We start from the raw sequence: 12,432 nt of genomic DNA on the forward strand, positions 1-12,432 counted from the left end.
ACCGAGGGGGCAACCATGACCGTTTCCGTCGAGGACCGGGCCGGGGAGCAGGCCGGCGGCGAGGTGCTGAGGGCGCACGCCGAAGACGCGTTCGCGGAGGAACTCGTGGCGCTGGCCGCCCAGGACGACCGGCCGCGGCCGGCCCGCTGGCGCCTTTCGCCCTGGGCCGTCGCCACCTATCTGCTCGGCGGCACCCTGCCCGACGGGACGGTGATCACGCCGAAGTACGTGGGGCCGCGCCGCATCGTCGAGGTGGCCGTGACGACGCTGGCCACCGACCGTGCGCTGCTGCTGCTCGGCGTGCCGGGGACCGCCAAGACCTGGGTGTCCGAGCATCTCGCGGCCGCCGTCAGCGGAGACTCCACCCTCCTCGTGCAGGGCACCGCCGGTACACCGGAGGAAGCCATCCGGTACGGGTGGAACTACGCGCAGCTCCTGGCCCACGGGCCCAGCCGGGACGCCCTCGTCCCCAGCCCAGTCATGCGGGCGATGGCGGAGGGCATGACGGCGCGGGTCGAGGAGCTGACGCGTATCCCGGCCGACGTACAGGACACGCTCATCACGATCCTGTCCGAGAAGACGCTGCCCATACCGGAGTTGGGCCAGGAGGTGCAGGCCGTCCGCGGGTTCAACCTGATCTCCACGGCCAACGACCGGGACCGCGGGGTCAACGAGCTGTCGAGCGCGCTGCGGCGCCGGTTCAACACCGTGGTGCTGCCGCTGCCCGCGAGTGTGGAGGCGGAGGTCGACATCGTCTCGCGCCGGGTCGAACAGATGGGCCGCTCCCTGGAGTTGCCGAGCACTCCTGACGGCATCGACGAGATCCGGCGGGTCGTCACCGTCTTCCGCGAGCTGCGCGACGGCGTGACCAGCGACGGCCGGACGAAGGTGAAGTCACCCAGCGGGACCCTGTCCACGGCCGAGGCGATCTCCGTCGTCACCAACGGGCTCGCGCTGTCGGCCCACTTCGGGGACGGGGTGCTGCGGCCCTCCGACATCGCCGCCGGGATCCAGGGGGCCGTGGTGCGCGATCCGGCGGCCGACCGGGTCATCTGGCAGGAGTACCTGGAGGCCGTGGTCCGCGAGCGGGACGGGTGGAAGGACTTCTACCGGGCCTGCCGCGAGGTGAGCGCATGACAGGGCCCCTGCTGCTCGGCGTCCGTCACCACGGGCCCGGCTCCGCGCGGGCCGTGCGCCGCGCATTGGACGCCGCCCGGCCTCCGGTCGTACTCATCGAGGGGCCCCCGGAGGCCGACGCGCTGGTGCCGCTCGCCGCAGAGGAGGACATGCGGCCCCCGGTCGCGCTGCTCGCGCACGTCGTGGACGAGCCGGGGAGGTCCGCGTTCTGGCCGTTCGCCGAGTTCTCGCCCGAGTGGGTCGCCCTCCGCTGGGCCCTGGAGCACGGCGCGCGGGTCCGCTTCATCGATCTGCCCGCCGCGCACAGCCTGGCGATGCGGGACGCCGAGGAAGCACCGGAGAGCGCGGAGGACGTACGCGTCGACCCTCTGCGCGCGCTCGCCGAGACCGCCGGGTACGACGACGCCGAGCGGTGGTGGGAAGACGTCGTCGAGCACCGCGAGGGCGACGCCTTCGCCGCGCTCGGCGAGGCCATGGGCGCGCTGCGGGAGTCGTACGGGGACGGCGGACACGGCCGCGACCTGGTGCGCGAGGCGTACATGCGGCTTCAGGTGCGCGCCGCGCAGAAGGAGTTCGGCGATGATGTCGCCGTGGTCTGCGGGGCCTGGCATGTGCCCGCGCTGCGGCAGAAGGCCACGGTCGCCGCCGACCGCGCCCTGCTCAAGGGGCTGCCGAAGGCGAAGGTCGACATGACCTGGGTGCCGTGGACCCACCGCCGGCTCGCCCGCGCCGGCGGCTACGGGGCGGGGATCGAGTCGCCCGGCTGGTACCGGCACCTGTTCAGCGTTTCCGACCGGCCCGTGGAGCGCTGGCTGACCAAGGTCGCCGGACTGCTCCGCGACGAGGACAGGATCGTGTCCTCCGCCCACGTCATCGAAGCGGTGCGGCTCGCGCGGAGCCTCGCCGTGCTGCGCGGACGGCCCCTGGCAGGGTTGACCGAGACCACCGACGCCGTACGAGCCGTCCTGTGCGAGGGATCGGACGTCCCCCTCTCGCTCATCCACGACAAACTCGTGGTCGGCGATGTCCTGGGGGAGGTCCCCGAGGCGGCGCCCGCCGTCCCGTTGCAGCGCGACCTCACCCGGCTCCAGCGCACCCTGCGCCTCAAACCGGTCGCCGCCGAGCGCGAGTTGGACCTCGACCTGCGCGGCGACACCGACGTCGCGCGCAGCCGCCTCCTGCACCGGCTGCGACTGCTCGGCGTCGCCTGGGGCGAGCCCGCCCGGTCGGCCCGCGGCTCCACCGGCACCTTCCGCGAGACCTGGCGCCTGCGCTGGGAGCCGGAGCTCTCGGTGCGGGTCGCCGAGGCCGGTGTCTGGGGGACGACCGTGCTCACCGCGGCGAGCGCCAAGGCCGAGACGGACGCCGTCGCCGCGACCGCCCTCGCCGACGTCACGGCGCTCGCCGAGCACTGCCTCCTGGCGGGCCTGCCGGACGCCCTGCCCGTCGTGATGCGGGTCCTCGCCGACCGCGCCGCCCTGGACGCCGACGTCGGCCACCTCGCCCAGGCCCTGCCCGCCCTGGTCCGCGCCCTGCGCTACGGCGACGTGCGCGGCACCGACACCGGCGCCCTCGCCGATGTGGCGACCGGCCTGGCCGAGCGGGTCTTCGTCGGGCTGCCCCCGGCCTGCGCGGGACTCGACCTGGACGCGGCCGGTGAGATGCGCGGCCACGTCGACGGGGTGCACTCCGCCGTCACCCTTCTAGAGAACGCGGAACTGCGCGAGCGCTGGCGGGCCGTCCTGCGCACCCTCGCCTCCCGGGACAGCGTGGCCGGTGTGGTGCGGGGCCGCTGCGCCCGCATCCTCCTCGACGAGGGCGCGCTCGACGACGACGGCGCGGCCCGCCTGATGAGCCTCGCCCTCTCGCGCGGCACGCCCCCCACCGAGGCGGCGGCGTGGATCGAGGGCTTCGTCGGCGGCGGCGCGGGCGGCGGCCTCCTCCTCGTCCACGACGAGCGGCTGCTCGGCCTGGTCGACGCATGGCTGACCGGGGTGTCGGGCGAGGCGTTCACCGACGTACTGCCGCTGCTGCGCCGCACGTTCTCGGCGTACGAGTCCGGGGTGCGGCGGTCGCTGGGAGAGCTGGTCCGGCGCGGGCCCTCCGGGGGCGGTGGGTCCGCCACGACCTCGGCCCCGCGGGGATTCGCCGCGGAGCTCGACCCCGACCGGGCCGACGCGGTGGTGCCGGTGGTGCGGATGCTGCTCGGGGTGGGGGAGCGGTGAGGCCCGCGACCGCGCACCCGGCGCACACGGCGGACGAGCGGCACATCAACGACCCCGCAAAGGCGGCGACATGACGGACACCACGACCCCCGCCCACGACGAACGGATGCGGCGCTGGCGCCTCGTCCTCGGCGGCGACGCGGCCGACGGCACAGGCCGCCGACTGGACGGCCGCGACGCGGCGATGGACGGCGCTCTCACCGCCCTCTACGGCACGGGCCGCGGCGCACAGCAGAACCCCGGCGGCAACCGCTCCGCGGGGCTCGGGGCGTCCGCGCCGTCCGTCGCCCGCTGGCTCGGCGACATCCGCACCTACTTCCCGTCCTCCGTCGTACAGGTGATGCAGCGCGACGCCATCGACCGGCTCGGCCTGTCCGCGCTGCTGCTCGAACCGGAGATGCTGGAGGCCGTCGAAGCAGACGTCCACCTCGTCGGCACCCTGCTCTCCCTCAACAAGGCGATGCCGGAGACCACCAAGGAGACGGCCCGCGCCGTCGTCCGCAAGGTCGTCGACGACTTGGAGAAGAAGCTCGCCACCCGCACCCGCGCCACCCTCACCGGCGCCCTCGACCGCAGCGCCCGCATCAGCCGGCCGCGCCACCACGACATCGACTGGAACCGCACGATCGCGGCCAACCTCAAGCACTACCTGCCCGAGTACCGCACGATCGTGCCCGAGCGGCTCATCGGGTACGGGCGGGCCGCGCAGTCCGTCAAGAAAGAGGTGATCCTCTGCATCGACCAGTCGGGATCGATGGCGGCGTCCGTCGTCTACGCCTCCGTCTTCGGGGCGGTGCTCGCCTCCATGCGCGCGATCCGGACCCGGCTCGTCGTCTTCGACACGGCTGTCGTGGACCTCACCGACCAGCTCGACGACCCGGTCGACGTCCTCTTCGGCACCCAGCTCGGCGGCGGCACCGACATCAACCGGGCCCTCGCGTACTGCCAGTCGCAGATCACCCGCCCCGCCGAGACCGTCGTCGTACTCATCTCCGACCTCTACGAAGGCGGGATACGCGACGAGATGCTGAAGCGGGTCGCCGCGATGAAGGCGTCCGGCGTGCAGTTCGTGACCCTGCTCGCGCTCTCCGACGAGGGCGCGCCCGCCTACGACCGGGAACACGCGGCGGCGCTGGCCGCGCTGGGGGCACCGGCGTTCGCCTGCACCCCCGACCTGTTCCCCGAGGTCATGGCCGCGGCCATCGAGAAGCGGCCCCTCCCCATACCCGACGCGGCGGCCGAAACCGGGGGAGCGGCGGCAAACCGGATATGAGTACCCATCGGTAACAGGGGGCTTGCGCAGGCGCCCTCGTCCCGTGCGACTATGCGCGCACCGTGACGTCCCCGACCGTTCCCCCCGCCTCCGCCGAGCGCCTGCCGCGCCCGGCGGCGAAGCGGCGCGCGCTGCAACTGGCGCTGCTGCTCGGCGGACTGATCGGCCTCGGGTTCCTCTGCGGCGGCCAGGCCCACGCGGACGACACTTCCCCCTCCGCTACCTCCGCTCCGTCCGCTACCTCTGGCCTCCCCGGCATCTCCGGTCTCTCCCACACCCTCGCGTCCCGTCACCCGGTGGCACCCGAGACGGCGCCGCTGGTGGAGAAGGTCGTACGGCCGGTGCTCGGCACCGTACGGCCCGTGCTCGACGCCGTTCCGCCCGTCCTCGACACCGTGCGGCAGGTGACGGAGCCGGTCGGGGAATGGGCCGGTCAGGTCGTCGGCGGGGTCGCGGAGTCGGTCACGCACCCCCTGCCGGGGGGACCGGACGGCCCGCCCGCGCTGCCTGAACTACCCGAACTGCCCGTCGACCCCGGCCACGCCCTCCCGCAGCCCGGGCCGAGCGAGCCCGCGGACCCGGCCGACCCGGCCGAACCGGCCGTCCCGGCAGCAACCGCCGACCCCGCGGCGGCCTCCACAGCAGCCACAGCCGCCACCACCGCCACATCCGGCGCACGCACCGCCTCGGCCACCGCCCCCCTCGCGCACGACCCCGCGGCCGAATCCGGGGAGCACGGTGCGCGGGCGCATGCCGTGGTGCAGGCGGGGCCGAGGACGTTCGGCTCGGCAGCGACCGCTTCTGACGGTCCCGTACGGCGGGGCGGTACGCACCACACCCCCGTGGCCCGGCACACCGCCGCACCGGCCCCCGCCGCGCCCGGTACGCCGCAGCGCCCCGACGGCGCGCCCGTGGCCAACGCGTCGGCGAGCGACGGCGGCGCCTCGCGCCACAGCGAGCTGCACGCGACCTCGTTCGGCGTCCGGGTGCCCGTTCTTCTGCCGCCCGGCGCACTCGCGTCGGGTGCCCCCGCGCCGGTGGCCGACCGGCATCGCGACATCCCCGAATTCCCCGGTTAGGGCAGTCCTCCCCCCCCAGTACGTGACCTGTCGCGCGGGGGTGGACCAGCTTTGCCCGACCCCCCGGAAGACGCCGGAATTCGAAGGAACCACGTACGCATGAGCAAGAACATCCATCCCACCCTCGTCATAGCCGCCGGCACCGGGGCGCACGGCCCGGTGCGGGGCATCTGACCGACGCCGGGTGAGCCGGGGCAGCCGCAATCCAACGGCGTGACCCGGCGCGACACCGGCGTGCGGACGGGCGGATCCGTTGGGGACGGGCCGCCCGCCGGGAGCCCCCATGTGTGTCCGGGGGCTCATCGGGTGGCCTCACCGTGCGTACCCCCGCACGGTGAGGCCGCAAACAAGTGCGAACAGCACGACAAACGGGACGCTCTGTGACCGGTATCACCGCTCAGGTGTGATCTGCGATTTAGAAGGCATCGCTGAGCGGCGATAACCTGCGAGACGGACATGCCGCGTACTCGGCCACTGTGTACGCCTCGTACGCCTCCCTTGTGACAGCGGAGTCACGTTGCCCATCGCGGCACGCCCACGCAGGAAGATCGAACCGCGAGATCACTGATAGGGACGGACGCGCGTGGACCTGTTCGAGTACCAGGCGAGGGACCTCTTCGCCAAGCACGGTGTACCGGTGCTGGCCGGTGAAGTCATCGACACGCCTGAGGCAGCCCGCGAGGCGACCGAGCGTCTTGGCGGCAAGTCCGTCGTCAAGGCCCAGGTGAAGGTCGGCGGCCGGGGCAAGGCCGGCGGCGTCAAGCTGGCCGCCTCCACCGACGAGGCCGTGCAGCACGCCACCAACATTCTCGGCATGGACATCAAGGGCCACACGGTCCACAAGGTGATGATCGCCGAGACGGCTCCGGAGATCGTGGAGGAGTACTACGTCTCCTTCCTCCTGGACCGCACCAACCGCACCTTCCTCTCCATCGCCTCCGTCGAGGGCGGCATGGAGATCGAGGAGGTGGCGGCCAACCGCCCGGAGGCCGTCGCCAAGACGCCGATCGACGCCAACGAGGGCGTGACCCCCGAGGTCGCGCGCCGTATCGTCGCGGACGCGAAGTTCCCGGCCGAGGTGGCCGACAAGGTCGCCGACGTGCTGGTCACGCTCTGGAAGACCTTCATCGAGGAGGACGCCCTCCTCGTCGAGGTCAACCCCCTCGCCAAGGTCGCCTCCGGCGACATCCTCGCCCTCGACGGCAAGGTCTCCCTGGACGAGAACGCGGACTTCCGCCACCCCGACCACGAGGCCCTCCAGGACAAGGACGCGGCCGACCCGCTCGAGGCCGCTGCCAAGGAGAAGAACCTCAACTACGTCAAGCTCGACGGCGAGGTCGGCATCATCGGTAACGGTGCCGGTCTGGTCATGTCGACCCTGGACGTCGTCGCGTACGCCGGTGAGAAGCACGGTGGCGTGAAGCCGGCCAACTTCCTCGACATCGGTGGCGGCGCGTCCGCCCAGGTGATGGCGAACGGCCTGGAGATCATCCTCGGCGACCCGGACGTCAAGTCCGTGTTCGTCAACGTCTTCGGCGGCATCACCGCCTGCGACGAGGTCGCCAACGGCATCGTGCAGGCGCTGGCGCTCCTCGAGGAGAAGGGCGAGAAGGTCGAGAAGCCGCTCGTCGTCCGCCTCGACGGCAACAACGCCGAGCTGGGTCGCAAGATCCTCTCCGACGCCAACCACCCGCTGGTGCAGCGCGTGGACACCATGGACGGCGCGGCCGACAAGGCCGCCGAGCTCGCGGCCGCGAAGTAAGGGACGAGGGACAGAACAGCCATGGCTATCTTCCTCAACAAGGACAGCAAGGTCATCGTCCAGGGCATGACCGGTGCCACGGGCATGAAGCACACCAAGCTCATGCTGGCCGACGGCACGAACATCGTCGGCGGCGTGAACCCCCGCAAGGCGGGCACCGAGGTCGACTTCGACGGCACGTCGATCCCCGTCTTCGGCTCCGTCGCCGAGGCGATCGAGAAGACGGGCGCCAACGTGTCCGTCCTCTTCGTCCCGCCGGCCTTCTCCAAGGCCGCCGTGGTCGAGGCGATCGACGCCGAGATCCCGCTCGCCGTCGTCATCACCGAGGGCATCGCCGTCCACGACTCCGCCGCGTTCTACGCGTACGCGAAGTCGAAGGGCGACAAGACCCGCATCATCGGCCCGAACTGCCCGGGTCTGATCACCCCCGGCCAGTCGAACGCCGGCATCATCCCGGGCGACATCACGAAGCCGGGCCGCATCGGCCTGGTCTCGAAGTCCGGCACGCTGACGTACCAGATGATGTACGAGCTGCGTGACATCGGCTTCTCCTCCGCCGTCGGCATCGGTGGCGACCCGGTCATCGGTACGACGCACATCGACGCGCTCGCCGCGTTCGAGGCCGACCCCGAGACCGACCTCATCGTCATGATCGGCGAGATCGGCGGCGACGCCGAGGAGCGCGCGGCCGACTTCATCAAGGCCAACGTGACCAAGCCGGTCGTCGGCTACGTCGCGGGCTTCACCGCGCCCGAGGGCAAGACCATGGGCCACGCAGGCGCCATCGTCTCCGGTTCGTCCGGCACCGCCCAGGCGAAGAAGGAGGCCCTTGAGGCCGCCGGTGTCAAGGTCGGCAAGACGCCGACCGAGACGGCGAAGCTCGCCCGCGAGCTGCTCTCCTAACGCGCACGGCTGTACGCAGATCAGTGGGCCCGCACCGGTGACGGTGCGGGCCCACCGGTCTTCCAGCCGTCATTCGGCCAGCGGCATGAGGCGTCCCGGTCCGCCGCTCAGCTCGGCCCGCAACATCGCGCGCAACTGCTGTTCGGGTGCCGTGAGCCGTTCGGGCCCGGTCGACCCGGGTACGCCGCTGACGGGGGCGCCGGGCGCGGGCACCGGCTCGTAGCGTGCCGGAGCCACCCGCACGGTCAGCGCCGTCGCACCGACGATGAGGACCGTGACGGCGATCGCGGCCCGCGTCCAGAACCGGGTCCGCCGCTCGCTGCCGTCCCGCACGAGCGTGGCCTTCGGGGCGTCGAGCTTCTCCGCGTCCGCCAGCTCGGTCAGCCGCCGGTGCAACTGCTCGGGGACGGCAAGATCCGGCAGCCGCTCGGCGACGGCCTCACGGGCGTGCAGGATGCGGTGGGCGGCGGCCGGTGTGCTGGCCTCCGTCTCGGCGGCGGTCTCCGGCAGGTCCAGGCCCACCACGTCGTAGAGCAGCAGACTGCGCCGGTAGGTGGGGGGCAGGGCTTGGAGGACGTCGAGGAGCGCGCGGTCGTCGGCGGCGGGCGGCGCGTCCGGTCGGCGGGAGGCGGGGCGCAGCCGGTGCCAGGGCGACATCGCGTACTCGTACGCCGCCGCGCGCACCCAGCCCGCCGGGTCCGGGTCGACGGCGACCTCGGGCCACCGCTGCCAGGCGAGCTGGAAGGCGCGCTCGACGGATTCGCGGGCCAGGGTGCGGCGACCGCAGAGCAGATAGGTCTGGCGCACCAGCGTCGGGGCGGCATACGCGTACAGGGCGTCGAACGCCTGGGCCGGGGCGCTCGTCGGCGGCTGCTCGGATGCCTGGTCCGGCGATTCCTGCTCGGAGGAGGTCCGGTCCGCCGGTTCCGGCTTCGTGGCCCGGCCTTGCGGTTCCGGGGCGGGAGTCGGAGTCGCCGGTTCGGGGGAGGGGGCGGAGATCGGCGCCGCCGGTCGGGGCTCGGTGGTCCGGGTGACCGCCTTCGGCGTCCTGGTCCGTACCGCCGGTCGTTCCACCGCGGCCGTGAGGACCTTGGTGTAGGTGTCCCGGTTGCGGCCCCCCGGAGAGGTGCGGCCCGACTCCCAGGCCCGGATCGTCTCGCGCGTCACCCCGACCCGCGCGGCCAACTGCGCCTGCGTCAGCGACATCGCCTCGCGGAGTCGGCGGCGCTCCTTCGGCGTGGGCAGGGGGTCGGCAGTGCTCTGCGTCATGGGGAACTCCACACACCCTTTCGCGCGAAAAAGTACATAAGCGTATCTTGAGCGACACATCCGTACTTCGCCTGTTGCGCGGGGAACGCCCGTGTCGTTGGGAGCATGGCTCCCGTGACGTACATGACCGGCCGTGGACTGACCTTGCCCGTGCTGCTGTCCCGTGGGCGGGAACGCTCGCCCGGGCCCGCCGCCGGGGTGTTCGGCGGAGTCGTCGCCGCGGGGCTCGGGCTGGGGATCTTCGCGGTCCTCGTGATCGCGATGTGGATCACGTCGCCGTATCCGGACAGCGGACCGGGCGGCGCGCTGCACACGGCCGCCGCCCTGTGGCTCCTCGCGCACGGCACCGAGATGGTCAGGACGGACACGCTCTCCGGGGTGCCCGCCCCGGTGGGGGTGAGCCCGCTGCTGCTCACGGCGCTGCCGGTGTGGCTGGTGTACCGGGCGGCGCGGGACGCGGCCGAGCCCGACGAGCCGGAGGACCCGGAGGAGCCGCGGACGCGCGGACCGGTGACGCGCGCGTCCGTCAACGGAGTGTGGACCGGGGTGCTGTGCGGCTACCTGCTGGTCGGTGTCGCGGCGGCGAGCTACGCGTCCGGCGGTGAGTTGCGGCCCTCCTGGGTGAGCTGCGTGGCGCATCTGGTCCTGGTCGCCATGGCGGCGGCCGGGGCCGGGGTGTGGAGCGCGGCGCACGGGTGGCCGGGCGGGCCGCTGCCGCGGGGGCTGCGCGGCTCCCTGGACGTGCTGCCGCAGGTGCTGCTGCGGCAGATTTTGCCGGTCGCCGCGCGGGCCGCCGCCGCCGGGGCGCTGGTCCTGGTCGCCGGGGGCGCACTGGTGGTGGCGGCAGCGCTGGTGTGGCACGGGGGCGCGGTGCGGGAGGCGTTCCAGCAGCTCACGGCGGCGTGGACCGGGCGGATCGCGGTGCTGATGCTCTGCATGGCGCTGGTGCCGAACGCCGCGATCTGGGGTGCCGCGTACGCGCTGGGGCCCGGGGTCGTCCTCGGGGAGGGGCACACGGTGGGGCCGCTCGGCAGCACGGACGGGCCGCTGCTGCCGGTCTTCCCGCTGCTGGAGGCGGTGCCCGCGGCGGGCGCGGGGTCGCCGCTGACCTGGTCGGCCGGGGTGGTGCCGGTGGTGGCGGCGGTGACCGTGGCGTGGTTCGTGGTGGTGGCGGGGGAGAGGGCCGGGTGGAGGCGGGGCCGTGTCGTGTACGGGGTCACCGTGGCGGCCGTGCTCTGCGGGCTGGCGCTGGCCGTGCTCGCCGCGGCCTCGGGCGGCGCGCTGGGCGTGGCGACGCTCGCGGAGTTCGGCCCTGTCGGCGGGCTGACCGGGCTCGCCGCGATGGCGTGGACCGGCGTGGTGGGGGTGCCGGTGGCGCTGGTGGTGGGGTGGTGGCGCGGGCGGCTGGCCACGACACGATCCCGGCCCGCCGCCGAACCCGAACCCCAACCCCAACCCGAGCCCGAACCCGAACGCCAGCCCCAGCCCAGACCCGAACCCCAACAACCGGAGACTCCGGAGCCATCGAAGACGCTGGAAACACCGGCGGCGCCCGACACCCAGGAAACGACAGGCACCCGGGACAGGACAGGCACCCGGGACACGACAGACCCCCAGGACACGACAGTCACCCGTCACACGACAGGCACCCGGGACACAACAGTCACCCGCGACACGACAGTCACCCCTGAAACAACATCCGCCCCACAGACGCCCCCCGCGCCCCCCGCGCCGGACCCCGCTGGCCCGGCGCCGGTCGTTCAGGAGTCCTGAGCCACTGTCAGCGCGTGCCGAGGAACGGGCGGAGCTGCTTGGGGAGCAGGTCCTCGCAGGACTGGTTCGCCGCGTTGGTCAGGGCGTCGGCGCGGCACTCGTAGTAGTCGCTGTAGACCAGTTTCGCCGTGAACATCGACGCCACGAACGCCAGCGCCAGCGCGCCCGTCACCAGGCCGCTGACCGCCGCCGTCGTCTGCGGGCGTGTGGTCTCGGCGGCCGGTCGCGCGGGCCCGTCCGGGTCCGGGGTGCGGGGCTTCGCGCGCAGGGCGCTGATGCTCCAGTACAGGGCGAGCGCGCCGAGCAGCAGGGCCACGTAGGGCCAGGCGAAGAGGGCGAAGAAGAAGCCCCACATGCCGGACAGGAGTGCGTAGCGCGCGTGGCGCTGTGCCGGGTCCGTCGGGTCCCAGCGCATGCCGCCGGGGCCGCTGCCCTGGCCGGGGCCCTTGCCTTCCGGGCCGCCCTGGCCGCCGCCGGTGCTGCCGGGACGGTCGCCGAAGCGGCCGTCCTGGGCGCGGCCCGGCTGGCGGTCGCTCCACTGGCTGCCCCAGGGCGAGCGAGCGCCGCCCTCCTGGTCGCCCCCGGCGGAGCCCGTGTCGTCGGGCGCCGAGCCGTCCGGGCGGCGCGGCTGCCAGGGGCGGTCGGGGGCGTCCTCGGGCGGCGGCGCGAAGGGGTTGTCCGCCTTGGCGTCCCCGGAGCTGGTGCCCTCGCCGGACTCCCTGGACGGCGACGGCGGCGTGGGTCGGCCTTCGCGGAGCAGGACGGCGCCGGCGGGCAGCGTGAGGCGAAGGCTTCGGTCCGGCATCAGGTGTGCGTCTTCCCCTAGGTCGTCGGTCGGATGGCGGGTGCGGGTCGGTCCGTTCTTCTCGTCAACGTTCCGTGCCCGCCCGGCGTTCCGAACCGGGGCTGGGTCTTCCTCTGGATCTTGCTCGGTGTTCCTGGACGCTGACGCTACCTCCCGGCCCCGCCCCCGTCCCGTGGGGGCCGCCGGGTGTGCCGGTATCGTTGCTG

The 12,432-nt window shown here is 73.4% G+C and carries 9 protein-coding genes; 7 read left to right on the forward strand and 2 right to left on the reverse strand.

Annotated features, from left to right (window positions below; all coding sequences use genetic code 11):
• Positions 1-15 precede the first annotated feature (15 nt).
• From ACIRF8_RS21410 to sucD, 6 genes are all read left to right on the forward strand, one after another.
• Positions 16-1,137, forward strand: a complete 1,122-nt coding sequence (locus ACIRF8_RS21410; protein WP_404217003.1) for an AAA family ATPase — start codon at positions 16-18, stop codon at positions 1,135-1,137.
• A complete protein-coding gene (locus ACIRF8_RS21415) occupies positions 1,134-3,362 on the forward strand; it encodes a DUF5682 family protein (protein WP_404217004.1) in 2,229 nt (742 codons plus the stop codon). The genes ACIRF8_RS21410 and ACIRF8_RS21415 overlap by 4 nt, the downstream gene beginning before the upstream one ends.
• A 70-nt stretch (positions 3,363-3,432) precedes the next feature.
• On the forward strand, positions 3,433-4,635 hold the full coding sequence (locus ACIRF8_RS21420; protein ID WP_404217005.1) for a VWA domain-containing protein: 1,203 nt from the start codon (positions 3,433-3,435) through the stop codon (positions 4,633-4,635).
• A 62-nt stretch (positions 4,636-4,697) separates the two neighbouring features.
• The gene (locus ACIRF8_RS21425) at positions 4,698-5,714 is read left to right on the forward strand and encodes a hypothetical protein (protein WP_404217006.1); all 1,017 of its coding nucleotides are present in this window, start codon (positions 4,698-4,700) and stop codon (positions 5,712-5,714) included.
• Positions 5,715-6,297: 583 nt separating this feature from the next.
• Positions 6,298-7,476 (forward strand): ADP-forming succinate--CoA ligase subunit beta, encoded by a 1,179-nt coding sequence (gene sucC / locus ACIRF8_RS21430; protein ID WP_404217007.1) that lies wholly within the window; start codon positions 6,298-6,300, stop codon positions 7,474-7,476.
• A 21-nt stretch (positions 7,477-7,497) separates the two neighbouring features.
• Positions 7,498-8,379, forward strand: a complete 882-nt coding sequence (sucD, locus tag ACIRF8_RS21435; protein WP_394431257.1) for a succinate--CoA ligase subunit alpha — start codon at positions 7,498-7,500, stop codon at positions 8,377-8,379.
• A 69-nt stretch (positions 8,380-8,448) separates the two neighbouring features.
• Here sucD and ACIRF8_RS21440 read toward each other — a convergent pair whose 3' ends face one another.
• Positions 8,449-9,648 (reverse strand): helix-turn-helix domain-containing protein, encoded by a 1,200-nt coding sequence (locus ACIRF8_RS21440; protein ID WP_404217008.1) that lies wholly within the window; start codon positions 9,646-9,648, stop codon positions 8,449-8,451.
• A 123-nt stretch (positions 9,649-9,771) separates the two neighbouring features.
• On the opposite strand from ACIRF8_RS21440, the gene ACIRF8_RS21445 reads away from it, so the two are divergent.
• Positions 9,772-11,421, forward strand: coding sequence for a DUF6350 family protein (locus ACIRF8_RS21445; RefSeq protein ID WP_404217507.1), 1,650 nt, complete (start codon positions 9,772-9,774; stop codon positions 11,419-11,421).
• Positions 11,422-11,428: 7 nt separating this feature from the next.
• Here ACIRF8_RS21445 and ACIRF8_RS21450 read toward each other — a convergent pair whose 3' ends face one another.
• On the reverse strand, positions 11,429-12,226 hold the full coding sequence (locus ACIRF8_RS21450) for a hypothetical protein (RefSeq protein WP_404217009.1): 798 nt from the start codon (positions 12,224-12,226) through the stop codon (positions 11,429-11,431).
• Positions 12,227-12,432: the final 206 nt, after the last annotated feature.

It is taken from the genome of Streptomyces sp. NPDC102406 (genome assembly GCF_044765725.1).
Taxonomy (GTDB): domain Bacteria; phylum Actinomycetota; class Actinomycetes; order Streptomycetales; family Streptomycetaceae; genus Streptomyces.

Bases quoted from the DNA above. Each gene is read 5' to 3' on its own strand.
- ACIRF8_RS21440 (WP_404217008.1), bottom strand. From the start codon at position 9,648: ATGACGCAGAGCACTGCCGACCCCCTGCCCACGCCGAAGGAGCGCCGC.
- ACIRF8_RS21445 (WP_404217507.1), top strand. From the start codon at position 9,772: ATGACCGGCCGTGGACTGACCTTGCCCGTGCTGCTGTCCCGTGGGCGG.
- ACIRF8_RS21410 (WP_404217003.1), top strand. From the start codon at position 16: ATGACCGTTTCCGTCGAGGACCGGGCCGGGGAGCAGGCCGGCGGCGAG.
- ACIRF8_RS21450 (WP_404217009.1), bottom strand. From the start codon at position 12,226: ATGCCGGACCGAAGCCTTCGCCTCACGCTGCCCGCCGGCGCCGTCCTG.
- ACIRF8_RS21420 (WP_404217005.1), top strand. From the start codon at position 3,433: ATGACGGACACCACGACCCCCGCCCACGACGAACGGATGCGGCGCTGG.
- ACIRF8_RS21415 (WP_404217004.1), top strand. From the start codon at position 1,134: ATGACAGGGCCCCTGCTGCTCGGCGTCCGTCACCACGGGCCCGGCTCC.
- sucD (WP_394431257.1), top strand. From the start codon at position 7,498: ATGGCTATCTTCCTCAACAAGGACAGCAAGGTCATCGTCCAGGGCATG.